This window comes from Chryseobacterium barbadense (assembly GCF_042849955.1).
GTDB lineage: Bacteria > Bacteroidota > Bacteroidia > Flavobacteriales > Weeksellaceae > Chryseobacterium.
This window is the reverse complement of the sequence record NZ_BAAFHL010000001.1, coordinates 85,161-110,632: the sequence shown is the minus strand read 5'-3', so window position 1 is coordinate 110,632 and position 25,472 is coordinate 85,161. Positions and strand designations below refer to the sequence as shown.

Genomic DNA, 25,472 nt, shown 5'->3' with positions numbered 1-25,472 from the left:
TTTTTATTTCTGTTTTTTTAAGACGGATTTTGCCCAAACACTATAAATAGGGTTTCTTACATCATATTTCCAGCTGGAACCATTGCAAAGAATCACTAAACCACTTTTAGTAGGCATATGTAAAAACACAGAAGCACACCACCCTTCATTCTCACCGGTATGTCCAACCGTCAGGAGATTTTCAAAATTAAAGAATCTGTATCCGAGACCGTTTTCCCCTTCATTAGAAATGGTCAGAACACGTTGTTGCATTAATCGTATGGTTTCCGGCTTTAAAACATTATGCAATTGTTTAGAATCTGCTGTGATAGATAATTCAACAAAATGGGCAAGATCTAAAATTGTTGTTTGTAATCCTGCTGCTGCCTGCTCGGTAAATATTCTATTTTTTATAGGCTTCCTTAAGGTATCATAAGCAATGGCAGAATTTGCTTTCATTTCCTCTGTCCATTCATAATTACTGTGATTTAATCCCAATGGATGAAAAACATTTTTCTTCATATACTCATTGAAGTTTTCTTTAGTTCTCTCTTCAAGCAGTAATTGTGCAAGTGTATAACCGCCCCCCGAATATTTCCATTTTGTTCCGGGTTCCATAATAACACTCACGCTTTCTCTATTCCTTTTTGTTTTGCCGGAAAGAGACTCTTCCACAGACAGGAGTTTGGCTCCCTGTTCCGAACCGCCATACCCATGTACGGAAAGTCCTGCAGTGTGGCTTAGAATCCGTCTAAGTGTAACTTTTGAATTATCAAATGAAGATTGAGGTAATTTCCAGCGGGTTAAATACTGATTAACAGGATCATCTAATTTCACCAGTCCTTTTTCTGTCAACTGCATGAATCCCCATGCAGCTACTAATTTTGAAACAGACCCAACATTGAAAATTGTCTCGGTTGTCACCGGTTTTTTATTTTCTACATCAGCATATCCTATGCATTGCGTCCATGCAATTTTTCCATTTTTAATCACAGCAACAGCCACTCCGGGAATATTACTTTTTTGAGTATATTCCAACCCGATTTTTTGGATTTGTATATAAAGTGAATCTGTTTTTTCAGGAAAGGCATTTGTTTCTGTTGCCACCAAATTCTTTTTTGAAGTACAAGAAAAGAAAAAGGCACTGCATATAGCAATATAAACGAAATTGGGTTTAATATTTATCATTTGGTTTTCTTTTATTTATATTAAACAATTATCAATCGTATATCATAAATGTATTAATTCATTTTTTATCAAAAGGTAATTTTTATATAAATCTGCTCAATGTCTTTTTTAGGCATAAAGCTTTAAAGCCCCACCACAAATCCAATATTTGGAACTAATCCACTGGAAAACACACTCTCATTTTCTTTCCAAAGCACGTTATACATTACTCCGATCTGCATAAAAGAATTGTTCCCTATTCTCTGCATATACCCACCTCCGAGATATAAAGCGGTTTCTTCGTCGTTGACCTTATAGTCGTAGTATTTATCTTTAAAGTTGATGAAATAATGCTGAAGATTGGCTCCTACATAAAAAGACCTGGCAAAATAATAGTTGGCAAAAGGGCCTACTCCAAACATCGTTGATCTGTAATAATCTGAAGTCTGCCAGGAAACACTTCCCATTACTCCGCCTTCCAGATCATCTGTGATTCTGTATCCTACTCTTGGTGAAGCCTGTAAGTAGAATGAGCTCTGGCTTCCAAAACCCAATCCTATTCCTCCTCCGAAAGTCCATTTATTGTTGTTTTGATCTGTCGTTCCTATGGAAACCTGTGAAAATACTGCTCCGGAGATTGTGAGCATCAAAGGGAAAATAAATTTTTTCATATTAATATTGTTTTTATCGATGTCTAAAATTATGGTTTTTTTGCGAATTTTTTAGTTGTATTTTTGTCGCGTCAAACTAAGAACTCCCGTTAAGAGTTTCGTAAAATTGAATAAAATGAAAGTAGTTGTAGGATTATCCGGAGGGGTAGACTCCAGTGTTACAGCGTATTTGCTGCAACAGCAGGGCCATGAAGTGGTGGCCTTATTTATGAGAAACTGGAATGATGCTTCGGTAACGTTGGAAGACGAATGTCCATGGATTGAGGACAGTAATGATGCACTGATGGTTGCTCAAAAGCTTGGAATCCCTTTTCAGGTGATCGATATGAGTGAGCTCTATAAGGAGCGTATCGTTGATTATATGTTCGAGGAATATGAAAAGGGGAGAACTCCCAATCCGGACGTATTATGTAACAGGGAAGTAAAATTTGATGTTTTTATGAAGACGGCCATGTCTCTGGGTGCAGATAAGGTAGCAACAGGGCATTATGCGAGAGTAACTTCTACTTTTGATGAAAACGGAAAAGAAATTTTTCACCTTTTAGCAGGAAAGGATAACAATAAAGATCAGTCTTATTTTCTTTGTCAATTGAGCCAGGACCAGCTGTCAAAAGCGTTATTTCCTATCGGTGAACTGACTAAGCCTGAAGTAAGGGAAATTGCCAAAGAGATCGGTTTGGTAACTGCAGATAAAAAAGACTCTCAGGGACTATGCTTTATCGGTAAAGTGAGCCTTCCTCAATTTTTACAACAGCAATTAGTGCCCAAAGAAGGAGAAATCGTTGAAATCTTCAGAGATTCTCCTGTTTTTGCACAGGAAACCCCTGAATTTTCTTCAAAGCAGGAAGAATTGAAATTTTTATCTCAGAAAATTCATTATAAAAAGTCTGACGGAAAAGTAATCGGAAAACATCAGGGCGCTCAGTTTTTCACGATCGGGCAAAGCAAAGGGCTAGGAATCGGCGGACATAAAGAAAGCTGCTTTATCATTTCCAGGGATATGGAGAACAACATCCTTTTTGTAGGAGAAGGTCACAATTTCCCGGGACTATACAGAAAAGCTCTAAAAATTGACAATTCCGAAGTGCACTGGGTTCGGGAAGATCTGGCATTAAAAAATGGCGAATCTATGGAAGTTCTGGCAAGAATCAGATACAGACAACCATTGCAAAAAGCGACTCTTTATCAGTTTGAAGATGCTTTTTATATTGAGTTTGAGGAAGCTCAATCTGCTATTGCAGAAGGGCAGTTTGCATCCTGGTATGCGGGCGAAGAATTACTGGGAAGCGGAGTTATTTCATAATTTATAAAAAGTTTTATGTAAACGAATTCTGATTTATGCTAACTTTGTAGCAACACAAAAAAGCATACAATGAAATCTTCGTTAAAAAATTATTCCGTACAGGCCGGCCTGATACTTATTTTGTTAGCAGCCTTTCTTTTAGGATTTAATCTTTATAAAATCATTGCCCATCTTAAAAGTCCGGGTTTTGCACAGATTCTTCTTTTCTCCGGAATAGCCGTTACGCTTATTATCAAATACAACAAAGCCATTAAAGAAAGTTAAAAATTTAAATAATAAACCCGAAGTGGCATATTTCGGGTTTGTTTGGATTGGAAAAACATTAGTTAATCTTATGATTTATTTTAGGTATTGTAAGAAATGCCATAACAGTCATTTCCAGTATTAAAATCAGTATAAGATAACCAACGGGCTTTCCTAATATTAGTCCTCTTATGAGTTTGATGCTCCCCAGGGCCCAAATGAAAATCATAAAAAGCAATGTCATTTTTGCAATCCTCTCTTTGAAAAATTTCAGAGTAAAGATAGGTGTATAAAATAAAGCCAACAGAATAAGATAAAATTTTAAAAAATCGGGGCCTTTTAGTAAAATAGGATTGTAGATATGATGTTCGGAAACCAACCAAAACATGCTTATTCCTATTGAAACGGAGTGAAATATTAGATTTTTCATACGTTATTTATTTATCCGCCACATCCTCCGCATCCACCACAACCACCACAGCCGCCTCCGCATCCACCTCCACTGCAACCCGACCCGCCATCGCCACCACAACTTCCTCCTCCGTCATTTCCCTTGTTCTTTTGTTGAGGATCAGAGATTTCATTATTTTCAAACAGCGATCTTATTATCGCCACAATAAAAATGAATCCCAATACTATAACATTGATAAGCAGTCCCATAAAATCGTCCCCTTCCGTACAGGAGTATAATAAAAACAAAACAAGGACAGGTGAAAAGATTGCTATTCTTTTTAACCACAATTTCATTTTGGATTTTTCTTTCTTCATGTTCCAGATTTCAGCAGGAGCTTCGTGGTGGAATACTTCCCGGTAGCTATTCAAAGTATCCGTAAACCAGTTCTGATGTTTCTCTCTTTCCACAGTACCTCCCTTCGAAGGATGATGATGCAGCTTTCTCTGCAAAATATTCGGGCAGAATTCTTCCCAGTAGTTTTGGGTGTAAATAAGATGCATATGCCACACTTTATCTACAGTTTCGCTGGGAGAAGCTCCTTTAGGCAGAATACAGCAGAGGTAAACAAATTTTTTATACTCTTCTATCGCTTTTTTAGTAAACTCTAAGCTCCAGTTTTCTTCTTTTGCAAGTTTTTTTGAAAAAGGGAAATCTGCATCGGGAGCATCTAAGGAAAACTGCCGGATCCTATTCCAGAGCGATTCATTTTTTAATACCAATTTCGTTTCCATATTCTTTGTTTTTAGTTGTGTTATTGTTTTATTTCTTATCAAATTTCCATTGATTTCAAAATATAAAAATCTCACAAGAATCTTTTTTGGAATTAAAAAAGCCTTAAATTAGTCTTATAAAATTGTGAAATGAAAAAAGAAGACATTCTGCATTTAGAGAAACTGATGAATTTCTTAAGCCTTCATTTTTTAAAAAAGAATCATTGGGAAAATGTTACCAAAACCGAGTGGTCATATATCGTGGCTGAACTTAATGACCTCATCGTGCAGGATCGGGCTGAAAAAGGTATAAAAAAAGAAGCTGACCTCATAGGTTCCAATTACCTTTATGAGCATCTGATAATCAACAAACTAAAGAAATATCATCAAAACGAAAATGCGGTTTTGAGCAAGCCCAATCTGGCCAAACTAAGTTTGATCGTCAAGGTTTTAGGATACTCCAACTATATTGATTTTATTAATTCTCATACCGGAACATTCAACTTTAATGATTTGCGGATTGATATGGATAATATTAAACAAAATACGGTGCTTTTAGACAAGCTGGTCGGCTGTTGGTATTCGTACAACAGAAATTTACCAGATAATCCTTTAGAAGCCAAAGACGACCGGATCTGGCGTTCTGCCATGGAAATCTATAAATCAGAAACTTCCGGGGAGTATTATATAGAACGAAGCGGCGGAGATCACCACAAATATTTTGGAAAAGTGACGGCGTATTCGGATTATGTGTTCATCATTATGAACAGCAATACGTTTATCCGGCAAAGGCATTTTATTTCAAGGATAAAAGATATCAAAGAAAAGCTTAAGAATCCAGAATACAAGCTCCATGAATTGCATTTTATAAGTACATGTATTAGTTTTAATCAAGAGCCGATCGCTCTATTCGAAATCTTTCAAAAGGCGGACAGAAAAAATTTTGTCCCCGATTCCATCAGTTTCCCGATTGACAGTGATGAAATTCCGGCATCCATTATAAAACAGCTTGAAGATACCGAGGCTAACAGGATTGATTATAAGTAGATGGAGATACGGGTTCGGGATTCGAGTTATGATATAACTGCGGATCTCAACAACTCGTATCTCGAAACTTCTAACTCACCAACCAATCCTTAAAATCTTTCACACGGTCTCTGCTTACTGTAATTTCATCCTGTGGTTGAAATTCAAGATCAACTTTATAATATGGAGATGTGTGAATATTTTTAATATAATCAGCATGGATGATGAACTGTCTGTTGACACGGAAAAATTTCTTCTCATCCAGCACATCTTCCAGTTCATCCAGCGTAAAATCTGAGGGGTAAATCCTTTCACTCGTCTGAAGATAGACAATCTTATTCTCACTAAAAAAACAACTGACTTCCTGAGTCTGAACAATCTTAAGGTTATATCCGATCTTTACCAGAACTCTGGAAAGTGTGGTCTTATCTTTTTTGATTAAGTCTTTAATTTCCTGTGAGCTTACGGATTTATCTGAAGGAATGAATGACTTAAATTTTTCTATAGCTCCTGCAAGATCATCTTCCAGAATGGGTTTTAATAAATAATCAATGCTGTTTAATTTGAAAGCTTTCAGGGTATATTGATCAAAAGCGGTTGTATAGATGACAAATCCTTTGGTGGGAACTTTCTCGAAAATATCAAAGGAAAGCCCGTCCCCCAGAACGATATCCGAAAAAATAAGTTGCGGATGCTCATTTTGTGAAAACCACTCCACGCCCTCCTCTACAGATTCTATTTTGGCAACAATCTGTATTTCAGGGAAAAGGCTTAACATTCTTTCCAATTTCCTTGACGCGGGTTTTTCGTCTTCAATAATGACGGTTTTGATCATTGGTTAAAAGCTTTTTATTAGAAAATCTGAAAATAAAATTAGGTAAAAGTAGCCAATTATTAAAAATCTATTGGTTTTTTACCCTCTTTTTCCATCAGCTCTTTAATTTTTTTCTCTTCCCAGTCTTTCCCTATTCCAAAAACATTAACGGCATGTGCTGCAAGCCCTATCCCCCATCCCAACATTGGCCAGTAAAACCATAAATGACCTGGAGCCGTTAAAAGATTCAGAATACATAAAAACGGGATAACAAGGCAATAGGAAGTAAGATTCCCGTAAAATCCTTTTAATTCTTTTACTCTTCTTGCCGCTTTCTCGTATGCCATTGCTTCTTTGTTGAATGATGTTGTTTCCATATTATTTTTTTAAATTTAAATTCGCTGATTTTTCTTGAGTCAAATGTACTACGGGAAGACCCCTCTGATCAATTTTATCTTACCGAATGGTAAAAAACGGATCCTGAATAGCAAAATTCCCGATTCAGTTGAACAGAATCATCAATAAATAAAAGGCAGAATCTTTTTCGTAGATCTTCGGTACTGAATATATTCATCGCCGAATTCATCAATGAGGGCCTCCTCTTCCACTTTCATTCTGTAGTTAAAGGCCAAGAAAGGCGGTACAAATGCAAAGACAAGGGAAAGCCAGTTATTAAGAAATAACCCCAATCCAAGAAAAGTAAGCAGTGAAAAAGCATACGAAGGATGCCTTAAGTATTTGTAAAACCCCTCTTTTTTTATTTTATGGTTTTCTCTTATCGCAACATCAACGGTAAAATATCTTCCTAAAGACCGGATAATGATCAGTCTGAAAATAATTCCTAAAAGAATAAAAGCTTCTCCTGTGTAGAAAATCCAGCTTTTTGGGGTAATGGGAAACTTAAAAATATAAGAAATGCTGACAGCTGCTGCTATGGACAGAATAATAACAATCCACAATATACTGAGTGTGGAACTGTCTTTTTTCTGGTCTTTTTCTTCCGATCTTAATTTTCTTTTATAAATGATTTCACTCAAGAGCCAGACAGCCATCGAAATATAAAAAATAATATTCAGAGCTTCCATTTTATTTGTTTTTATCCATCAATTCTTTAATCTTTTTTTCCTCCCATTTATTTCCCAGGATGAATCCCGGTAAAAAGACGCTCATTCCATATCCTATCAGGCCTATTCCCCAGAAGAAAGGCAGCATAAAGTATTTAGCTTTCCAGATGGTTTCACCAGGCTCCAGCTCTTTATAATTCAGAAACAGGATAAACAAGTTTACTGCAGCATACACAAAAGTAAAGACATAAAAATTTTTTATTCTTTTTACTCTTCTTGCCGCTTCTTTATAACGGATATCATTTTCATTCATATTTTCCATGGTCGGTGTATTTTTATTGTTTATTTTGCTTTTCTAAAATTTCTCTGATCTTTTTGTCTTCCCAATTTTTTCCTATGGCAAAAACACTCATTCCGTGAGCTACCAATCCTATTCCCCACCCCAACATCGGAAAATAAAACCAAATATTTTTGGGAGAGGTCGTAAGGTTGATGATCGCCAAAAACGGAATGATAATGCAATAGGAAATCAGGTTGCTGTAGAAGCTTTTAATTTCTTTCACCCGTTTCTGGGCTTTCTCATAAGCCTCATTGCTATTATCAGATCGTACATTGATAACGTTGGGCTTTTGTAAAAGTATCGGAAGCTTTACTTTAAAATAATCTTCTGACTTTTCGATAAAGACATTCCGCTTAGTAAGCAATGAATAACGCTGAACAATATTTGCCAGTCCTATTCCGGCACTTTCTTTCATTTGCTCTCTTACCTGAAGATTATTTTCAATGCATAGCGTATCATTTTCAGAGAACACTTTAATGATCAATGGCTTCGATGATGTGGCAAAATTATGCTTAATGCAGTTTTCCAATAGCAATTGCAGGGAAAGCGGAACCACATATCTTCTGTAATCTTCCTTTTGAACATCAAAAACAAAATCCACACTGTTTTCGAATCTTGTTTTTAACAATTCACAATAGGTTTTGGCAAATTCGATTTCGTCTTCAACGGTGACAAGCTCTTTATCTTTTTGTTCAAGTACATACCGGTAAATCTTTGACATCGAAGCCGTAAACTTTTGGGCTTGCCCCGGATTTTCATCGATCAGCGAACTTAATACATTCAATGAATTAAAAAGAAAGTGAGGATCCAGCTGGTTTTTGAGGGTTTCAAACTGCGCATTTGCAGATTTAGCAATGAGCTTCTGCTCCACAACTTCTTTTCTGGTGTTTTTTTTCAGTTCTTCCATAAAGCCTTTGGCGTGAAGAAAAGCAGAGATCAATAAGGCAATATTGATCATAAACCAATTGATAAAATTATATTTGCCTGAAAAAAACTGTTCTGGAGTGGCTTCTTTCTGAAAGACCACAAAATTGATATAGTTACAGAAATAAACGATTATAAAATTAACCACAAGAATAGCAGCAATACTTATAACGGCTCTTTTTGTGGTTGCTTCGGACCAGGGAAATTTTTTGTTGAGAAAATCATTAATAAAACCATTTCCTATTCCTATGAAAAAGGAATACATGGAGGAAATAAGAAGGGTAAGCATAAAATTTTTCAGACTCCGTTCATCTGTAAAAAACAGGAAAAAAAACAATGATGTTCCCAATGATATCCAAAATAATATAATGAGGTCTTTACGTTTCATGGAGTATTTTCTGGTCAAATTTAGCTGATCTTAAAGGTACCAAAAATTATTTCTAACCGAATGGCTCATTTTGACGACTGAACGGCATAAAAAAACCTTCCGAGATTCCGGAAGGCATATTCTTTATTTTTATCCCTTATTTTGTTGGCTGGCTGATAAAATATTCAGCCTCGGTCTTTCCCCAGTTGGGATCCAGAAGTGTTTTGGGCTTATAAGAATTGAATTTTACCAAGGCCGTCTTAAACATTTCCAGTCCTTTTGTTTTGCTTCCGCCATACTGTTCCGGAGTGAAGTACATATCTTCAGCTTTGATCAGGGCAATTCTGGGATTATCCGGATCTAGTTTTTCCGCTGCCGTAAGTTCTGCAGACGCTTTTGCTCCGTCTGTCATATATCTTTGCGCAGGATTTACCATCATCCTTAAAGAATAGGCCATTTTTTTCAATAACCTGATTTCTGCATTATCTGCGATACTTTCTGCAGAGGCTAAGTACTTCATAGCCTGATCTGCGGAGGCATCCAGGTCCTGCATTTTACCGTCTCTCATTTGTACCCTTCCTTTCTGGATGAATGAAAAAGCAGCATAATAAAGCGGTTGCCATTTATCTTTTTCTTTTTCAGAAATTCTTTGGAAATCATTAGCCAAAGTCTGGAATTCTTCCGGCGTTTTGCAGGCTTCCAGCTTGGCAATTTTTTCAGTCATTATTTTTTCGTACGCCGTTTGGGCGAAAGCAGTTAAGCTACACAAAGTCAGAGCAAAACTTAATAGATATTTTTTCATTATTCAAAATTTTAACGGTTATATACTTTAATTTCCTGTTGTTCGTGAAATTATTAAAATTATTGATTGGTTTATAAATTATTATTGATCGCATCCTGGGTTTTATCTGCTCCAAAACTTATAAAGGCCCCAACAAAGACAAAAGTGTTTACAGGCGGAACCACTGCAGTATTTCTTGTTCCGTCCATAGAGAAGTTATATCCATATACATTCTTCGATCCTAATACATTGGAAATGCTCAAAACGAAAACAGTAAATGCTTTAGCCTCTTTTTTTCCCAGATTCGGCAGATAATTAAAGCTAAGATTTAAGGCATTATAGTCTTTTAGCCTCCCTTCATGTCTGATGTAATTGATCGTTTGTCCATTGGTGTTCTGTGAGGCAATATCATAATAAGGCCTCCCTTTTGCATACGTATAAGAAATATTAACTCCCGCTTTCCACTCCGGGATGAATCTTTTAGCAACTGCTGAAATGGTATGCTCCGAAGCGAAGTTCGGTTTTAAACTTACGGGATAATTCATGAAATTCCGTTTTGAATCCAGGAAAGAGTAACTGATCCAGTAATCTATATTTTGGAACGTTTTTTTATCTCTCCAGAAAACCTCTAATCCTTTCGCAAAGCCATACCCGTTGTTATTATCTGCCGTTTGCACATACTGGTTCTGATTATCAATATATTCAATGCTTTTGAATTTAATCAGCTGGTCATATTTTTTATAAAAGGCTTCAAATCTCAAGCTTCTCCCTTCTGAAGCACGTTGCAATTGAAAAATATAATGCTGTGCCTTTTGAAAATCAAGACTTGCCGGGCTGTTGATGTATTTGCTTTCCGGATTCTGGTAAAAAAGCCCGTACGCAAAAGAAGTGGTCCAATCCTGCGCTAACCGGTACGCCAAAGCAAAGCGGGGCGCAATATTACTTTTTCCAAGATAAGATGAATGCTCTGCTCTTAGTCCGATTTTAGCTGATAACTGATTGCTGAAACCCAAATCTGTTTCCACAAATACAGAGGAAATGAGATCTTTATAATGCTTGTTCACTTCTTCAAGATTCAGTTTTTCATCGGTACTGTTCAACTCAAATCCGCCCCTTACCGCACTGATTTTGTTTACTTTTCTTTCCAAAACCGTTTTGAAATTGATATAATTCCCATCTGTCAGCAAGCGTGTTTTAACGGATTCTACATCTGCTGTCTCTGTTGAAAGGTTAAGGTCAGACCTGTTGAATGAATAAGATATTCCGGCATTCAGCAAATATTTGCCGAATTTTTGTCTGAAAGACAAGTTGTGATAAGTATTCTTCCCTTTTAGCCTTACTAAGGAAAAATCATAATCTTCCGGCTCCAGACTTTCTGTTTTCACACCCATTTTATTGCTGTCATACATCCCGTAATATTTCAGAAATCCGCCTGATTTTGTTTTAATCCTGAAATTAAAATCGCCGTTTAATCCTTGAGGAGCATCTGTAAAATCTGTGTTGAAATTAAAAACCTCCTGCATGACATTCAGCATGGAATATCCTAAAGTAGCCCCATAAGAATGGTTTTTGTCCTGGCTTAATCTTTGAAATCCTGCGCTCAAAAAGATAGGAGAGATCCCGAAATCATAAGAGCTTTGATCCGGAAGATCAACACTTTCCAGCATTAAAGCTCCGGAAAGAGCCTGTCCGTACAACGCTGAATAACCACCACTTGAAAAAACGTTTCCTTTAAAAAGAGATGTATTGAATCTGTCTCTTCCGGCAATTCCCGGAACGGAATTGGAAAAATAATTATTGATTAAACTTCCGTCCATAAAGATTTTAGATTCCGTACCTGTTCCGCCACGGATGAAAAGTCCTTCTGTTTCCCCTACTTTCTGTACGCCGGGAAGGAAATTTAATGCAGAAGAAATCTGTCCGTCCGCTCCGGCAGTGGTATAAATATCTATTGGTGTCAATAAGGCAGTGGCTCTTTTTTTATCACTTGCCTCAATAGATCCTGCGGAAACTACAACGGCATTGATCTCACTGATCTGCTCTGTCAATTCCACATGTATTGAAGTATCCTGATTGTCAATAACCACAGGTTTTTCAATATCATTATAATTCGGGTGAGTAAAGGTTAAGAAATGATTCCCTTTTTCTGAGGTTTCAAAAGAGAAATTACCGTTGAGGTCTGTAGTGGCTCCGTCATAGGTATCTTTAAGCGTTACATTTACCTCTCCTACTCCTTTATTCTTAAAGGTGACCTTCCCGGTAATCTTCACCTGAGAGTAGCTCCAGGTAAATGTGAGAAAGGTAGTCAGAAGGAATAGCTTTTGTCCCAATGTCTTCATGGTTATAATTTGCTTCAAAAATAAGATGAAAATTAGCCTTCATTCAATTTTTTCTGTCTGAATCGTAAAACTTGTTCCCCGAACCGTAAAAACCATTTAACATAAAAAAGAACTAAAATCATAAAGTGTTTTGAAAATCTTTTTTAAATTTATAAGACTTTTGAAAAAATCACTTAAAATCATTGACAATGAAAGGACAAACATTAGCATTATTAGCAGGGTGTGCTTTATTTGCTGTTTCGTGCGGAACATCTAAAACATACTCCATCAACGCTAAGAGCGGTACTCAGACGGGAGGAACGGCGAAGTTCACGGAAAAAGGGAATGAGGTTGTAATGACCCTGAATGTTACCAACCTTACTCCGGGTATTCATGCTGTACATATTCATGAAAAAGGAGATTGTTCTGCTGCTGACGCAACCTCAACAGGGGGACACTGGAATCCGGCAAAGGACGATCATGGAAAATGGGGTGCTGAGCATTTCCACATGGGAGATATCGGAAATTTAACTGCAGATCAGAACGGAAATGCAACATTAACTTTTAAGACAGATAAATGGTGCCTTGGTTGTACTGATGAGTCTAAAAATATTATTGGAAAAGGACTTATTGTGCATGCCGCTGCAGATGACTTTCACACTCAGCCAACAGGAAATGCAGGCGGAAGGGTAGGATGTGTAGAAATTAAATAACAATTCCGTTAAAAATAAAAAACCGCTATTTCTAGCGGTTTTTTATTTTCTAAGATTTTGCTCTCATATCGGTAAGGATATTCATGGCTTCCTGAAGATATGAGTCTTTTTTAAGATTCTTGATCCAGATTTCGGATTTCTTTTTGAAAGCCTCATCTTTTTTCTCTCTTTCTATTTCACCAGGGTACATGGTGAACTGAAGTCCGTTTTCAAATTTACTCAGAGCTTTGAATTTTTCGATCTGGGCTTTTCTCTGCTTCATCAGCTCATTGAATTTATTGATGTTCAAGGTGATGCTTTCTTCTTTATCCAGGTTTTCTCTCCATTGGGCAGATTCTAGCAACAATTGATAATTGGCGTTCTTAGCCATTCTGTCTGAGCTGGCTTTTTCCAGTGCTTTAATATCAAAATAGCTAAGCTTTTGGAAGTTGGTGCTCGGAATTTTATCCCATGCCAAAGCAAAGTCATCATATCTTTCTCCAATTTCAGCATAGGTAAAGAAATCTTTCATCTGGATATCGGAAACAATTCCTTTTCTCTGAGTAGATTCACCTGTAATTCTGTAGAATTTCTGAATCGTCAATTTTAAAGAACCGAAGTCATCTTCTGTGTTTAAGAATCTGTTAAGATCCACAAAAGTCTGTACTGTTCCTTTTCCGAACGACTGAGGAGAACCGATCACCATAGCTCTTCCATAATCCTGCATGGCTCCGGCAAGGATCTCAGAAGCAGAAGCAGAAAGCTCGTTCTGCATGATTACCAGTGGTCCTGTCCAGATCGGAGCTTCATTTTTATTTTTCAGGGTCTGAATTTTACCGTTCCCGTCTTTTACCTGCACATAGGGTCCTGCGTTCATAAAAAGTCCCATAATATCACCAACTTCAGTTAAAGAACCGCCGCCGTTATTTCTAAGGTCTAAAACGATTCCCTCAATATTCTGGGATTTAAGCTTAATGATCTCGTTTTTGATGTCATCCGAAGCGTTTCTTCCTTTAGAATCCTCAAAATCCGCATTGAAGCTAGGCAGGTTAATAAAGCCGTATTTTTTACCATTTGGATTATTAACGATAATACTTCTTGCAAAAGTATCTTCAATCGCTACTTCCTCACGGATCATTGTTACATCTTTGATGGTTCCGTCTTTCTTCTGAACCGTTAACGTTACAGGTGTTCCTTTCTCGCCTCTGATCAGTCTTACAGCTTCATCAGAAAGCATTCCTACTACATTTACGGCGTCTTCTTTCGGTTTGGATTTTACTTTTAAAATCTTATCCCCTTCCGAAAGCTGTTTTGATTTCCATGCCGGAGCACCAATCGTTAAAGCACCTAAGTAAAGGTTTCCTTTTTTCTCCTGGATAATAGCGCCGATTCCGATTACTTTTCCGGTGAAATTCGTATCAAAATCTTCTTTATCTTTTGGAGAATAATAGTTGGTATGCGGATCGAAAACTTCAGTGTATGCGTTCATGTATACCGTGAACCAATCCATTTTCTTTCTTTTCTTAAACCTTGTAAATGTTTCTTTTACAAGATCTTTTACCTCATCGGTTGCCTTTACTCTTTTTTGCTCAGGAGTCAGAATCTGCAGCTTAATGGTATCTTTAAGCTTATATTTCTGAACAGAGTCTTTTTTCTCTTTTTGAGCTTCCTCTTTGCTGTTCATTGATTCAATTTCCTGAAGGATATTGTATTTGATGAACTTTCTCCATTCGTTATACTGTTCCTGTTTTGTTGTTGGCGCTTTTTTAAGCTTCGGCTCCAGGGTTAATGTTTCATCTTCTTCAAGATTGATCGGCTTGCTGAAGATATCCTGAGTAATTTTGTCTATTTCATCCACTCTCTGATACAATCTGTCGATCGTAAGCTTATAGAAAGTAAGATCTCCCACATTCAGATAATCATCAAGCTTGGATTCATGCTTGCTGAACTCATCCATATCAGATTGAAGAAAGTATCTTTTTGCCGGATCCACCAATTCGAAATAATGCTTATAAACGTCTTTTGAATAGGCATCATTGATAGGTTTTGGGCTATAATGAAGATAGGAAAGTGTATTTTTTACGCTCACCATTATCGTCTGCATTTTCTCATCGTCATTCTTAGGTGAGTTGAAGCAAAACATAAGACTTGTTAATGGAATAAGGAGTAAAAATTTATTTAGTTTAAAGTTTTTCCACATAAACTGTCTGTATTTATTAAATTTCTTTTAAATTATTATTGTAATAAGTAGTAACAAACTATTTTCTGTTACAAACTATCAAATTTAATACCTTATTTACAATTATCGAATACTTTTGAGTATTTTTGTTAAAATTAATTTTTTTTATGGAAAGACCACTTATTCTGGTTACCAATGATGATGGAATTACTGCGCCAGGAGTCAGAAATCTTGTAAGTTTTATGAATGAAATCGGGGAAGTTGTGGTGGTAGCACCTAATTCTCCTCAAAGTGGAAAAGGTCATGCCATTACCATCAATTCTACCCTAAGTTATGAAGAGGTTCATCTGGATGGTCCGCAAAGGGATTTCTCCTGCAGCGGAACTCCTGTTGACTGTGTAAAAATGGCTCTGGATAAAATTCTGCCAAGAAGACCGGATATTGTTGTTTCAGGGATCAATCACGGAGCGAACTCTTCTATTAATGTTATTTATTCGGGGACGATGTCTGCAGCGGTGGAAGCCGGAGTGGAAGGACTTCCTGCGATTGGGTTTTCTTTGCTTGATTTCAGTTGGGAAGCAGATTTCACCCAAGCCAAAGAATATATTCAGCGTATCGTTAAAAGAACTCTGGAAAATCCAATGCCGAAAGGAATCGTACTGAACGTCAATATTCCTAAGCTGACTGCAGAGGAGATTAAAGGGATCAAAGTCTGCAAGCAGGCTCATGCCAAATGGGAAGAAAGCTTCGACGAGAGAGTGAATCCACATGGAAAAAAATATTATTGGTTAACAGGATATTTCAATAATATGGATGAGTCTGAAGATGCTGATGAAACGGCTTTAGCCAACGGATATATTTCCATCGTTCCTGTAAAGTTCGATTTAACGGCATATGAATACATGAAGCAATTGGAAGAAGTAATGACTTTTGACAATGTTCGGGAAACTAGATAATCCTGTCTATCATTCACTTAATGAATTTCACCAGGAGTTCTGCTTAAACTTTGGAAATTCTAAATTTTATCATCCGGAAGTGGCCTCTTTCGGTGGTTCGCTTGATGCTGTCCAAGAGACAGATATTACAGAATATGCTAAGATCTGTGATGATTTTCTTGTATTCGGAGCAAAGCCTGATCTGGGAAATTTCAAAACGGATTTATCTCAGCTTGTTTGTGATCAGTATATTCTGGAAAACAGGATTGATCTTGACATTACGGAAGATATTGTTTCTTTAACCGATGAGAATCGTGAAGAACTATTAGATTTTGTAAAAAAGTTTTACCCTCATTATTTTAAAAGCAGAACTCCTGAATTAGGTCGTTATTTTGGCATATTTAAAGACCATAAACTTGTCGCCGTTACTGGTGAAAGAATGCAGATGAGTGATATGACAGAGGTAAGTGCCGTCATTACAGATTCCAATTATTTTGGAAAAGGATTTGCCAAACAGCTTGTTGCTTTTGTATGTGATAAAATCTTTGATGATGGTAAAACTCCGTTTCTGCATGTAGCGGAAAGCAATTTTGGAGCAAAAAAGCTCTATGAGAAATTAGGTTTTGATCATAGAGGAAAAATAAATTTATGGAGCGTGAAGAAATAATTCACACCTCATTTTTATTAAAATAATACTTTATCTTCTTTTCTAAGCTCTTCCAGATATTTCCTTTTTTCATCCCTGTAAAAAAGATTCATTGTTTCAAACGGAATGAGCTTTAAATCCTTATTTACGATATGAACACAGGATTTTTTGACAGCCCTTACGTCAAAATCATGGGCGTCCATAAAATTCATAATGATAATCCTGAACAGGTTATCATAATCTAAATTCGGAGCACAAACTTCGGGTAAACAACAAAGTAGCTGGTTCACTTTAGGTTTTACTTTATCTACTGAAATCCCGGTACTGAAAATATCCAAAAGTTGCATATGAAGTCCGGCATCCTGTTCATAGACTATCGTGTTTCTGGATTCATTATTCAGCAGATCAGCAGGATTGATGTATCGTGTTAAAGGAATAGTTTCGCCCTGAAGTTTCAATATATATCCCATCGCAAGAGCATCCGGATTACACGGGACCGGAATGATATCGTCATCATTCAAAAGCGGAAACTGGTTGAGAATTTCCTGGCGTACTTCCGTTAGGGTAATTTTTTTATGCACAGAATCTTCACGGTTTCTTCCGGCAATTTCTACCGGCTGGAAGGTGATCCCTCGTACACATTTCTGTTTTAAAGCAAATTCTATGATCTTTCCTATCTCATCTATATTCTTTTCTTGTTGCAAAACCACTACAAGGGTTGTAGAAAGGTTGAGCGCATTCAATTTCTCCAGCGCTTTTATCCGGACATCGGTAAGATCTTTTCCTCTGAAGTCTTCTAAAACTTCCGGTTTAAAGGAATCAAACTGAAGATAGATTTCAAATTCCGGGGCATACGTAGCTAACTTCTCCGCAAAACCGGGATCATTGGCAATTCTCACCCCGTTGGTATTCAGCATCAGATGCTTGATCTGCTTTGATTTGGCCATATCCATGATCTTGAAAAATTCAGGATGGATCGTTGGCTCTCCGCCACTGATCTGGACCACATCCGGCTCACCTTCGTTTTTCACAATGATATCAAACATGGCTTCAATTTCATCCAGGCTTCTGTGACTCCCATAATGAGGAGAGGACATGGCATAACAAGTAGGACAAGTTAGATTACATCGGTCCGTAACTTCCACATGGAAAGGCAGCTGTGTTGTTCGTGATCTACGCATAATCCACAGTCATAAGGACAGCCGTATTCCACATCCGTTCCAAAATGTAAGGGAATTTCCGAAGCTTTATTATAGTTTCTGATATTTTTGTAATAAGGAACATCCGAAGCTATTTTTGTTTTGAAAAACCCGTGATCAGGACATCTTTTGGTCATGAAAACCGCTTCATCCTCTATAATGATCTTCGCTCCTACCCTTTTCAAGCATTTCGGGCAAAGACTTATCGTATAATCGTAATAAGTATAGTTTCTTACTGGCATAAATTTCATTTTAAAGTCCTCCTCCACAAATATATCCGCTGATCAAACCACAAACCAATAAACTGATTACCATCGTCTGAATAAATTGCTTTCTGGAAAATTTCCTGTCGTTATTCCATTCATAGATGATTTTGGCAATAACCGCCACTACAGCAGAAACAGCTAAACCGATAAATAGCATGACAAGGATGATCATTACGAATAACCCTCCGAGATCACCAACTTCCAAAAGTGTTAAAGGTTTCATTTTTAATATTTTAATGTGAATGTAGTAATAAAAGCAGTATTTTTAATTTTATAAATGTAATAAATAATTACACAAATACATACAAGCTGAATCGTTCCTAAATTTCCGACAATTTCAACTCTGGGTTTGATAAAATCAAGGAAAAACCTGAAGGAAAAATAACTTAGCATAAAGATTTGGAATAAAAACCCTGATGGATATTTTCTTTTCACGGCAATGATTTTCAGGAATATCCAAAGAATAACAAGAAAAATAATTTCATATAAAGCTACCGGATGCCTTAAATACTGATCTCCGAGATGCATTCCAAAAACAGAATCGGTGGGAATTCCATATGTTTCTTCATAAATCCCGGTTAAAAAACAGCCTATTCGACCTATAATGATCGCAAAAATCAACGGAAAGACGATTAAATCTCCTGTGCTTTCTTTATGACCAACAATTTTTTTCGCCAGCTCGACACCCATCAATCCAAAAGCAAGCCCACCTACTATCGTATTATTGGACCAGATTTCCTTTAGTGAAAAGTTTTGAAAAGTATATGGGTTTTCGAGATTTCCAATAAGCTTAGATCCGAATAATGCACCAGCCGTTGCTCCAATAATCACTGCGGCAGAAGTATTAAATGACAGTTTTTCGGAAGATTTTCTTTTGGAATAATAATAAAAACGGATCCCGAGAAATATCCCCAATGTTTCAAAAACAGGGTGTGCCAGAACCGTTTTACCGAATATTTGAAAAGTAACAGGAAAATCCATCTTTTCAAAAGTAATACATTTAAGATTATTTGCTAATTTTATTTGATAAACAATTTTAATCAATTACCCAAAATGCGAATAGAATATGACATAAAACTGGGGTTTAAGGATGTGATGTTCCGCCCTAAACGTTCCACTCTAAAATCCCGTTCCGAAGTTGATTTGGAAAGAGAATTCACTTTCAGGCATACCAAAAAGAAATGGAGGGGAACTCCCATTATTGCAGCCAATATGGATACGGTTGGAACATTTGAAATGGCTGTGGAGCTGGCTAAAGATAAAATTATCACAGCGGTTCATAAACATTATTCCGTAGAGGAATGGAGCCGGTTTTTGCAAAATCAGCCGGAAAGTATTCATCAATATATTGCCTTAAGTACAGGTACCGGGAAGGCAGACGAAGAAAAAATCAGGCAGATTCTCGAAAAGCATCCAAAAATCGAGTTTCTCTGCATAGATGTAGCGAATGGATATTCCGAGCATTTTGTGGAATTTGTGAAGAAAGCAAGGGCTAATTTCCCGGATAAAATAATCATGGCGGGAAATGTTGTAACCGGAGAAATGGTGGAAGAGCTTCTTTTGGTAGGTGCAGATATCATTAAGGTTGGAATCGGGCCGGGTTCTGTGTGTACGACCCGTGTAAAAACCGGTGTCGGTTATCCACAGCTTTCCGCTATTATTGAATGTGCGGATGCAGCGCATGGTTTGGGAGGGCATATTATTGCGGATGGAGGCTGTAAAGTTCCTGGAGACGTTGCCAAAGCTTTTGGTGGCGGTGCTGATTTCGTTATGCTTGGCGGAATGTTTGCCGGCCATGACGAAAGTGGTGGTGAAATGATAGAAGAAAATGGCAAGAAATTCCGTTTATTCTACGGAATGAGTTCTAAAACAGCGATGGATAAACATTCCGGAGGAGTTGCAGAATATAGGGCTTCAGAAGGTAAGACCGTAAAAGTAGCTTATAAGGGTCCTGTTTCAGAAACGGTGAAGGATATTTTGGGCGGCGTACGTTCCACCTGTACCTACGTTGGGGCATCCAAGTTAAAGGAACTTTCCAAAAGAACCACATTTATCAGGGTTCAGGAGCAGGAAAACCAGGTTTTTAAAGATTAATTTTTTGAAAAAGGTATTTCATATACTCAATGGTGACTGCCTTGCTGTACAATTAAAGGAAACTTCAATAGACGGCAAGGTGATCATCTGTCGTGAGGCCCTGATTTCCGGTGATGTAAAAGCCGACTCTCTAAGAGATTTCTGGGAACTGAGAGCTGAATCCATTTCAAAGGATTACAGTATTGAAAAAGAAATATATTACGAAAAAACAGTTTCCGAATTCCTGAAAATATTGGATATTCCTGAAGGTGCGGAAGTAAACCTTTGGTTTGAAGATGATCTATTCTGTCAGACCAATATGTGGTTTTGCCTCTTTTTATTGTCGGAAAAAGAAAATATTAAAATTTACAGGGTCTTTCCTCAAGTTCCCTCTCTCGAAGATCACTGGAAAGGCTTTTCCTTATCAGACAGTGAAGATCTGAAAAAAGCGCTGCAATCAAGGGTTGAATGTAAAGGAAAAGATATTGAACTGGGTGTAAGGCTTTGGAAGGCTTATCAAAATCAGGATAAGAGCTGCCTGACACTTTTATCTGAAACTCAATCAGGCTGTTTTAATCTTTTAAAAACAGTCGTTGATGCCTATTTAAATACTTTTCCGGAGAATCAAACTTCGACAAATCCTAAAATCTATATAAGAGAACTGGTTGATTCCGGCATTACGGATTTTAATGCCGTTTTCGAAAAGTTTCAACAGAAATTCGGAATCTACGGATATGGAGATCTTCAGGTAAAGAAAATGTATGATACAACTGCAAAATAGTAGCTTTTATTCTTTTGTTCTAATGTATTTTTTATTAAAATATTTCTCAAGCTGACCATTTATATATGTTTTTTCTTCTTTCTCAGATGCCATTTCAGCAAAATATAAAATAACCGGCACATTCTTAATTCTGTCAACAGTTATTGAATCTTTTGGGGAGCTTTTAATTGTAGTCATTCTGGTATTTACTTCTTCTTCATAAGCTTTCATATTTGTGTGAAAAACTTCCCTAATGATATTATGGATATTAAAATCAATATCAAAATTGGAATACTTTTTAGAAAAAAAGTGAGTTTCCGGCAAGAAGATAATAATTAAGCTTGCCCACCAGAGTTTTTTAATTTTCGAATATAAAAACATTAAAACAGCAGAAGAAGAAATAAAATAAAAGAATATGACACTTTCAAATTGCCTGGCTATTGTATTGAGAATGTATCCCGTAAATAATAATGGCAGGAAAGATACGATCCAAACCAATAAAGCACTTTTAAGGCTGATTTTTTCTTTTATTGCTCCCATGTCTTCCTCAAAGATTTTCATGAATAAAGGAAGCAATAGGATGGCTTTAATGGAGATATAAAGTGTATTGGCGCCTATTACACCTATTCTTTTCATCCATTGGATAAAACCTCCTTCAGTTTCGTTAAGCCTGATAAAATTTCCCGGTGCCAGAAAGCTTATTAAAAGAAACACTGTTGCAGTTAACAGTAATACTTTTGCCTCTTTTGATCTTTTCTGAAAGTAAAAAACAATAAGCATCCCTTCAATAATCAATGCCAGGATTTCATTGGAGCCCATTAAAATGATTACTAATAGTAAAGATAGCCAAAACCATATTTGTTTCTTAGATTCTTGATACTTTCCAAAAAAATACAGCAAGAGCCCTGATAAAATGACCGGCAAAAAGTAAATATTGGATCCGGTAACCCAGAAATAGTGTTCCGGAAGGCTTATAAGAAGAGCGGTATAAAAGAAAAATAACAGGATGCTTTTCAGGAGCGCTTTTTGAACAGGGTAATTAAAATAGTGTCTGAAATTTAAATACAGAGTCCCGAGAAAAACTAAAAATAAAAATATGGGGTATATTTTAGGCAAAATTCCTTGTTTATCGTAAAAAACAGGAATTAAGGTATTCATTGAATATCCAAAATATCTTCCTCCCCATGTCATATAATAATTGATCATGCTTCCGAAAATTCCATTATTCCGGGACGAATAGGAATATATATAATCATCGGTTTGATATACATTAAAAAAAGAAATGTACGTCAAACCGATAAGTAAAATGATTGACAAGAATACTACTATATTCTGTGCTGGTTTCATTTCTATGTTAACATCCCTCCATCAACATTCAGAACTTGTCCTGTAATGTATGAAGACATTTCACTTCCTAAGAATACACATGCATTGGCAATATCTTCCGGCTGCCCGCCTCTCTTCATCGGAATTCCGTCTCTCCATGCCTGAAGTGTTTTCTCATCCAGAGATGCCGTCATTTCAGTTTCGATGAATCCTGGAGCAATAGCGTTACAACGAATGTTTCTGGATCCTAATTCCAAGGCCACAGATTTAGTAAACCCGATAACTCCGGCCTTTGATGCAGCATAATTTGCCTGTCCCCCGTTACCGCTTATCCCAACTACGGATGTCATATTGATGATAGACCCTGCTCTTGCCTTCATCATTGGCTTGATCACCGCTTTCGTAAGGTTGAATACAGAATCTAAATTTACCTTGATAATGGTGTCCCAATCTTCTTTAGACATTCTCAGCAATAAATTATCTCTTGTAATTCCTGCATTATTGATCAGAATATCTATATTGCCAAACTCAGCCATCACTTCGTCTACTAATTTCTGAGCAGCATCATAATCTGATGCATCAGATTGGTAACCTTTAATTTGAGTTACAGAACTTAAAGTGGCTTCTAATTCTTTTGCTTTGTCAACGGAACCTGCATAAGTAAATGCCACTTTCGCTCCCTGTTGAGCAAAAACTTCAGCAATTCCTCTTCCGATTCCTCTTGTAGCTCCAGTAATCAACGCTACTTTTCCTTCTAATATTTTCATATTTTATTAATTATTATTTCCCTTTTCCATTCATTTTAATCCTTAGTGTTATTTGGTGCTTTTTTGTTTTCTAAAATAGATAATAAACCGCAAAGATATTATAATTTACTATTCAATACATTTTAAATCATTAAATTAGTGAATATTTATATCTTTCTATGGTCTATCATTCCATCAAAATCCTGCAGTTGACTGTTACATCAAATACATGATAATTACGATGTCTTTAAAAACTTAGATTTTATTTAAATAGAATTATTAACAATCAAAACAATTTCTCCCTTTAAGGTTTTGCTTTTAGAGAATTCAATTAACTCATTGATTGTCCCTCTCTTGGTTTCTTCAAATTTCTTAGAAATCTCTCTGCTTAAGCTGGCTTTGGTTTCTTCTCCGAAAAATTCTTTAATTTGTTCTAAAGTCGTATTGATCTTATGCGGACTTTCATATAGAACAATTGTTTTTTTCTCTTCCGCAAGCTGTTTCAGTTTAGTCTGTCTGCCTTTTTTTTGTGGAAGAAACCCTGCAAAAAGGAATTCGTTGTTAGGTAATCCGGATACCACCAATGCTGGAACAAAAGCTGTTGCTCCCGGGAGACAAATCATTTCGATCTGATGATCTGCACCGGCTTTAGCCAACAAATAACCAGGATCTGATATTCCAGGAGTTCCCGCATCCGTAATTAGTGCTATATTTTGTCCGCTTTTAAGGTCCAAGATCACTTTTTCCGTGGCCTGATGTTCATTATGCAGGTGGTAAGATCTTAAGGGTTTTGAAATCTCAAAATGCTTTAAAAGAATGCCTGAGGTTCTGGTATCCTCACATAAAATATAATCTACTTCTTTCAGGACATTCACTGCCCTGAAGGTCATATCTTCCAGATTTCCCACGGGAGTAGGAACAAAATAAAGAATACCGCTCAAAATTATAAGAATTTATTTTCTACCAATACCCATAAGCGTTGAGCATACTCATCCACTTTTTTCCAGTTTTTCTCATAATAAAGCTCGCTCAGATATTCTTTTGCTTCATCTAAAGTTTTGAAACTGTTTAATGCTGCCACCGTTTCATTAAGCTCCGACTGGCTTCCTCCGAATAGCACTTTTGAAAAGGCAATTCTGTCATTCAGATCCAGTCTGAACTCAGGTTTGGCCTTCTCAGCTTCCATATAATCTGTTGGAATATTGGTTTTTAAGATACTGCCTGTTTCTTCTTTTTTAACAACAGGCTCTTCTTTTTCTTTGGGAATTTCTCTTTCCAGAGGATCATCATCAAATAAAGTCTGAACTACCTTCAACCCTTTGATATTGGCTAATTTTATCTTTCTTTCCTGTTGATAGGCATCCAGGTTTTCAAAGTTTTCATCAGAGGCAGGCTTTTCTTTCTCTATTTCCGGCAGAGGTCTGTCAATATCTATAATTTTCCTTCTGTCAACATCTTCGGAAGCTATTTTTTCTTCCTGTTCTTCTTCTATCTGTACTTCGCTTTTTATTTCGTTTACAATATTTTCAACATTGGATGTTTCAGTTATCATCTCACCTTGTTCAATAGCAATATGTGAAGTAACAAACTGGTCTTCGGTTTCTTCAATCAGGATCTCTTCTTCTTCTAAAATTTCGGTGTCAAAAATACTTGGGATTGTTTCTGTGTATTCCGCCGACTTTAGTTCAGATTCAAAATTATCCTGGATTTTTTCCTCCTCTTCAAAGCCCTCTTCGTTATTATCCTGATAATCTGAAATTTGATTTTCAAATTCATCTATTTCATTAAGCTGATTATTGAAAATGGCCTCTTCCTCAGTCATCTCATTCACAAACATGTCTTCATGGATATCTTCATCATTTTCAGGTTCCGCATTAGCAAGAATTCTTTCTTCATCAACGAAGCTTAAAGCATTTTCCTGATAATCAGACGGCTCATTTTCATCCACTTCATTGAGCTGACTCATAAAAACAGCTTCTCCCTCAATAGACTCATCCGGAATTTCAACATTCTTGGTTTGACTTCCTTCAACCAGGTTAACAAAGCCTTCATGAAACTCGCTTTCTACAATCTCATTCAGCTGGTTATTGAAAATAGCTTCCTCCTCAGTAATCCCTTTGCTGAAAGATTCTTCTTCCTTATTTTCAGAATTTTCATTTATTTCATTCAGTTCATTATTGAAAATGGCTTCTTCCTCGGTAACTTCATTTCCTGATTCAGAAGCTTCAGAATAGTGGCTCTCAACAAATTGATTCTCTGAATATTGTATTGAATTATCATTAATAAAATACTCGATATTCTTCTCCAGCAATCTTAAAAATGAGATTCTGTTAGCAAGCTCATCCACAAGATCCTGCTTAGAAAGTAATTCGTCTACATTGTTGATTTTCTCTAAAATATCAATGATATTTCTGGATTCGAAAAAAATCTTTTCCTTTAAATCTTGGATATTCTGCATATAAGATTCTTGTTAAAATTGCTTACTTTTG

At 36.6% G+C, this 25,472-nt stretch carries 25 protein-coding genes and 1 pseudogene; 8 read left to right on the top strand and 18 right to left on the bottom strand.

Annotated features, from left to right (window positions below; translation table 11 throughout):
* Positions 1–3 precede the first annotated feature (3 nt).
* Both ACGHIN_RS00575 and ACGHIN_RS00570 read right to left on the bottom strand, forming a co-directional pair.
* Positions 4–1,086 carry a serine hydrolase domain-containing protein gene (locus tag ACGHIN_RS00575; RefSeq protein WP_390450071.1) on the bottom strand — a complete coding sequence of 361 codons (1,083 nt, stop codon included), beginning with the start codon at positions 1,084–1,086 and terminating at the stop codon, positions 4–6.
* Positions 1,087–1,289: 203 nt separating this feature from the next.
* Entirely contained in the window at positions 1,290–1,817 is a 528-nt protein-coding gene (locus tag ACGHIN_RS00570; RefSeq protein ID WP_390450070.1) for a hypothetical protein, read from the bottom strand.
* 115 nt (positions 1,818–1,932) lie between these two features.
* Here ACGHIN_RS00570 and mnmA point away from each other — a divergent pair, with 115 nt between their 5' ends.
* Positions 1,933–3,120 carry a tRNA 2-thiouridine(34) synthase MnmA gene (gene mnmA / locus ACGHIN_RS00565; protein WP_390450069.1) on the top strand — a complete coding sequence of 396 codons (1,188 nt, stop codon included), beginning with the start codon at positions 1,933–1,935 and terminating at the stop codon, positions 3,118–3,120.
* Positions 3,121–3,189: 69 nt separating this feature from the next.
* Positions 3,190–3,384, top strand: a complete 195-nt coding sequence (locus tag ACGHIN_RS00560; protein ID WP_390450068.1) for a hypothetical protein — start codon at positions 3,190–3,192, stop codon at positions 3,382–3,384.
* A gap of 420 nt (positions 3,385–3,804) precedes the next feature.
* Here the strand turns inward: ACGHIN_RS00560 and ACGHIN_RS00555 are convergent, their stop codons facing one another.
* Positions 3,805–4,548, bottom strand: a complete 744-nt coding sequence (locus tag ACGHIN_RS00555; protein ID WP_390450067.1) for a glycine-rich domain-containing protein — start codon at positions 4,546–4,548, stop codon at positions 3,805–3,807.
* 129 nt (positions 4,549–4,677) lie between these two features.
* On the opposite strand from ACGHIN_RS00555, the gene ACGHIN_RS00550 reads away from it, so the two are divergent.
* Complete coding sequence (locus tag ACGHIN_RS00550) at positions 4,678–5,574, top strand: hypothetical protein (RefSeq protein WP_390450066.1); 897 nt, start codon at positions 4,678–4,680, stop codon at positions 5,572–5,574.
* 70 nt (positions 5,575–5,644) lie between these two features.
* Here ACGHIN_RS00550 and ACGHIN_RS00545 read toward each other — a convergent pair whose 3' ends face one another.
* The 7 genes from ACGHIN_RS00545 to ACGHIN_RS00515 form a co-directional block, all read right to left on the bottom strand.
* The gene (locus ACGHIN_RS00545; protein ID WP_390450065.1) at positions 5,645–6,388 is read right to left on the bottom strand and encodes a LytR/AlgR family response regulator transcription factor; all 744 of its coding nucleotides are present in this window, start codon (positions 6,386–6,388) and stop codon (positions 5,645–5,647) included.
* Between the two features lie 59 nt (positions 6,389–6,447).
* Entirely contained in the window at positions 6,448–6,744 is a 297-nt protein-coding gene (locus tag ACGHIN_RS00540) for a 2TM domain-containing protein (RefSeq protein WP_390450064.1), read from the bottom strand.
* 141 nt (positions 6,745–6,885) lie between these two features.
* Positions 6,886–7,452, bottom strand: a complete 567-nt coding sequence (locus ACGHIN_RS00535) for a methyltransferase family protein (RefSeq protein ID WP_390450063.1) — start codon at positions 7,450–7,452, stop codon at positions 6,886–6,888.
* Position 7,453: 1 nt separating this feature from the next.
* Positions 7,454–7,753 (bottom strand): 2TM domain-containing protein, encoded by a 300-nt coding sequence (locus ACGHIN_RS00530; protein ID WP_390450062.1) that lies wholly within the window; start codon positions 7,751–7,753, stop codon positions 7,454–7,456.
* Between the two features lie 13 nt (positions 7,754–7,766).
* A complete protein-coding gene (locus ACGHIN_RS00525; RefSeq protein ID WP_390450061.1) occupies positions 7,767–9,083 on the bottom strand; it encodes a 2TM domain-containing protein in 1,317 nt (438 codons plus the stop codon).
* Positions 9,084–9,219: 136 nt separating this feature from the next.
* On the bottom strand, positions 9,220–9,864 hold the full coding sequence (locus tag ACGHIN_RS00520; RefSeq protein WP_390450060.1) for a hypothetical protein: 645 nt from the start codon (positions 9,862–9,864) through the stop codon (positions 9,220–9,222).
* A 71-nt stretch (positions 9,865–9,935) separates the two neighbouring features.
* Positions 9,936–12,182 carry a TonB-dependent receptor gene (locus ACGHIN_RS00515; RefSeq protein ID WP_390450059.1) on the bottom strand — a complete coding sequence of 749 codons (2,247 nt, stop codon included), beginning with the start codon at positions 12,180–12,182 and terminating at the stop codon, positions 9,936–9,938.
* Between the two features lie 188 nt (positions 12,183–12,370).
* On the opposite strand from ACGHIN_RS00515, the gene ACGHIN_RS00510 reads away from it, so the two are divergent.
* The gene (locus ACGHIN_RS00510; protein WP_390450058.1) at positions 12,371–12,874 is read left to right on the top strand and encodes a superoxide dismutase family protein; all 504 of its coding nucleotides are present in this window, start codon (positions 12,371–12,373) and stop codon (positions 12,872–12,874) included.
* 49 nt (positions 12,875–12,923) lie between these two features.
* Here ACGHIN_RS00510 and ACGHIN_RS00505 read toward each other — a convergent pair whose 3' ends face one another.
* Positions 12,924–15,053 (bottom strand): carboxy terminal-processing peptidase, encoded by a 2,130-nt coding sequence (locus tag ACGHIN_RS00505; RefSeq protein WP_390450057.1) that lies wholly within the window; start codon positions 15,051–15,053, stop codon positions 12,924–12,926.
* 146 nt (positions 15,054–15,199) lie between these two features.
* Between ACGHIN_RS00505 and surE the strand changes: the two genes are divergently transcribed.
* Positions 15,200–15,988 carry a 5'/3'-nucleotidase SurE gene (surE, locus tag ACGHIN_RS00500; RefSeq protein ID WP_390450056.1) on the top strand — a complete coding sequence of 263 codons (789 nt, stop codon included), beginning with the start codon at positions 15,200–15,202 and terminating at the stop codon, positions 15,986–15,988.
* The gene (locus tag ACGHIN_RS00495; protein WP_390450055.1) at positions 15,969–16,634 is read left to right on the top strand and encodes a GNAT family N-acetyltransferase; all 666 of its coding nucleotides are present in this window, start codon (positions 15,969–15,971) and stop codon (positions 16,632–16,634) included. Before surE ends, ACGHIN_RS00495 begins: the two co-directional genes overlap by 20 nt.
* 17 nt (positions 16,635–16,651) lie before the next feature.
* On the opposite strand, the pseudogene ACGHIN_RS00490 reads toward ACGHIN_RS00495, so the two are convergent.
* The 3 genes and pseudogenes from ACGHIN_RS00490 to ACGHIN_RS00480 form a co-directional block, all read right to left on the bottom strand.
* Positions 16,652–18,054 (bottom strand): annotated as a pseudogene (locus ACGHIN_RS00490) (radical SAM protein).
* 10 nt (positions 18,055–18,064) lie between these two features.
* On the bottom strand, positions 18,065–18,301 hold the full coding sequence (locus ACGHIN_RS00485; protein ID WP_390450054.1) for a hypothetical protein: 237 nt from the start codon (positions 18,299–18,301) through the stop codon (positions 18,065–18,067).
* Positions 18,302–18,303: 2 nt separating this feature from the next.
* Positions 18,304–19,059, bottom strand: a complete 756-nt coding sequence (locus ACGHIN_RS00480; RefSeq protein WP_390450053.1) for a prolipoprotein diacylglyceryl transferase — start codon at positions 19,057–19,059, stop codon at positions 18,304–18,306.
* A 72-nt stretch (positions 19,060–19,131) separates the two neighbouring features.
* On the opposite strand from ACGHIN_RS00480, the gene ACGHIN_RS00475 reads away from it, so the two are divergent.
* Both ACGHIN_RS00475 and ACGHIN_RS00470 read left to right on the top strand, forming a co-directional pair.
* Positions 19,132–20,172 carry a GMP reductase gene (locus tag ACGHIN_RS00475; protein ID WP_390450052.1) on the top strand — a complete coding sequence of 347 codons (1,041 nt, stop codon included), beginning with the start codon at positions 19,132–19,134 and terminating at the stop codon, positions 20,170–20,172.
* A gap of 4 nt (positions 20,173–20,176) precedes the next feature.
* The gene (locus ACGHIN_RS00470; protein ID WP_390450051.1) at positions 20,177–20,932 is read left to right on the top strand and encodes a DUF1835 domain-containing protein; all 756 of its coding nucleotides are present in this window, start codon (positions 20,177–20,179) and stop codon (positions 20,930–20,932) included.
* A 6-nt stretch (positions 20,933–20,938) separates the two neighbouring features.
* Here the strand turns inward: ACGHIN_RS00470 and ACGHIN_RS00465 are convergent, their stop codons facing one another.
* The 4 genes from ACGHIN_RS00465 to ACGHIN_RS00450 form a co-directional block, all read right to left on the bottom strand.
* Complete coding sequence (locus ACGHIN_RS00465; protein ID WP_390450050.1) at positions 20,939–22,258, bottom strand: DUF6056 family protein; 1,320 nt, start codon at positions 22,256–22,258, stop codon at positions 20,939–20,941.
* A 2-nt stretch (positions 22,259–22,260) separates the two neighbouring features.
* Entirely contained in the window at positions 22,261–23,004 is a 744-nt protein-coding gene (gene fabG, locus ACGHIN_RS00460; protein ID WP_390450049.1) for a 3-oxoacyl-[acyl-carrier-protein] reductase, read from the bottom strand.
* A 245-nt stretch (positions 23,005–23,249) separates the two neighbouring features.
* Positions 23,250–23,924, bottom strand: coding sequence for a 16S rRNA (cytidine(1402)-2'-O)-methyltransferase (rsmI, locus tag ACGHIN_RS00455; RefSeq protein ID WP_390450048.1), 675 nt, complete (start codon positions 23,922–23,924; stop codon positions 23,250–23,252).
* Between the two features lie 2 nt (positions 23,925–23,926).
* The gene (locus tag ACGHIN_RS00450; protein ID WP_390450047.1) at positions 23,927–25,441 is read right to left on the bottom strand and encodes a hypothetical protein; all 1,515 of its coding nucleotides are present in this window, start codon (positions 25,439–25,441) and stop codon (positions 23,927–23,929) included.
* Positions 25,442–25,472: the final 31 nt, after the last annotated feature.

What these genes read in the sequence shown, in the direction of transcription:
- ACGHIN_RS00570 (WP_390450070.1), bottom strand. Translation starts at nt 1,817, where the DNA reads ATGAAAAAATTTATTTTCCCTTTGATGCTCACAATCTCCGGAGCAGTA.
- mnmA (WP_390450069.1), top strand. Translation starts at nt 1,933, where the DNA reads ATGAAAGTAGTTGTAGGATTATCCGGAGGGGTAGACTCCAGTGTTACA.
- ACGHIN_RS00560 (WP_390450068.1), top strand. Translation starts at nt 3,190, where the DNA reads ATGAAATCTTCGTTAAAAAATTATTCCGTACAGGCCGGCCTGATACTT.
- ACGHIN_RS00555 (WP_390450067.1), bottom strand. Translation starts at nt 4,548, where the DNA reads ATGGAAACGAAATTGGTATTAAAAAATGAATCGCTCTGGAATAGGATC.
- ACGHIN_RS00550 (WP_390450066.1), top strand. Translation starts at nt 4,678, where the DNA reads ATGAAAAAAGAAGACATTCTGCATTTAGAGAAACTGATGAATTTCTTA.
- ACGHIN_RS00545 (WP_390450065.1), bottom strand. Translation starts at nt 6,388, where the DNA reads ATGATCAAAACCGTCATTATTGAAGACGAAAAACCCGCGTCAAGGAAA.
- ACGHIN_RS00540 (WP_390450064.1), bottom strand. Translation starts at nt 6,744, where the DNA reads ATGGAAACAACATCATTCAACAAAGAAGCAATGGCATACGAGAAAGCG.
- ACGHIN_RS00535 (WP_390450063.1), bottom strand. Translation starts at nt 7,452, where the DNA reads ATGGAAGCTCTGAATATTATTTTTTATATTTCGATGGCTGTCTGGCTC.
- ACGHIN_RS00530 (WP_390450062.1), bottom strand. Translation starts at nt 7,753, where the DNA reads ATGGAAAATATGAATGAAAATGATATCCGTTATAAAGAAGCGGCAAGA.
- ACGHIN_RS00525 (WP_390450061.1), bottom strand. Translation starts at nt 9,083, where the DNA reads ATGAAACGTAAAGACCTCATTATATTATTTTGGATATCATTGGGAACA.
- ACGHIN_RS00520 (WP_390450060.1), bottom strand. Translation starts at nt 9,864, where the DNA reads ATGAAAAAATATCTATTAAGTTTTGCTCTGACTTTGTGTAGCTTAACT.
- ACGHIN_RS00515 (WP_390450059.1), bottom strand. Translation starts at nt 12,182, where the DNA reads ATGAAGACATTGGGACAAAAGCTATTCCTTCTGACTACCTTTCTCACA.
- ACGHIN_RS00510 (WP_390450058.1), top strand. Translation starts at nt 12,371, where the DNA reads ATGAAAGGACAAACATTAGCATTATTAGCAGGGTGTGCTTTATTTGCT.
- ACGHIN_RS00505 (WP_390450057.1), bottom strand. Translation starts at nt 15,053, where the DNA reads ATGTGGAAAAACTTTAAACTAAATAAATTTTTACTCCTTATTCCATTA.
- surE (WP_390450056.1), top strand. Translation starts at nt 15,200, where the DNA reads ATGGAAAGACCACTTATTCTGGTTACCAATGATGATGGAATTACTGCG.
- ACGHIN_RS00495 (WP_390450055.1), top strand. Translation starts at nt 15,969, where the DNA reads ATGTTCGGGAAACTAGATAATCCTGTCTATCATTCACTTAATGAATTT.
- ACGHIN_RS00485 (WP_390450054.1), bottom strand. Translation starts at nt 18,301, where the DNA reads ATGAAACCTTTAACACTTTTGGAAGTTGGTGATCTCGGAGGGTTATTC.
- ACGHIN_RS00480 (WP_390450053.1), bottom strand. Translation starts at nt 19,059, where the DNA reads ATGGATTTTCCTGTTACTTTTCAAATATTCGGTAAAACGGTTCTGGCA.
- ACGHIN_RS00475 (WP_390450052.1), top strand. Translation starts at nt 19,132, where the DNA reads ATGCGAATAGAATATGACATAAAACTGGGGTTTAAGGATGTGATGTTC.
- ACGHIN_RS00465 (WP_390450050.1), bottom strand. Translation starts at nt 22,258, where the DNA reads ATGAAACCAGCACAGAATATAGTAGTATTCTTGTCAATCATTTTACTT.
- fabG (WP_390450049.1), bottom strand. Translation starts at nt 23,004, where the DNA reads ATGAAAATATTAGAAGGAAAAGTAGCGTTGATTACTGGAGCTACAAGA.
- ACGHIN_RS00450 (WP_390450047.1), bottom strand. Translation starts at nt 25,441, where the DNA reads ATGCAGAATATCCAAGATTTAAAGGAAAAGATTTTTTTCGAATCCAGA.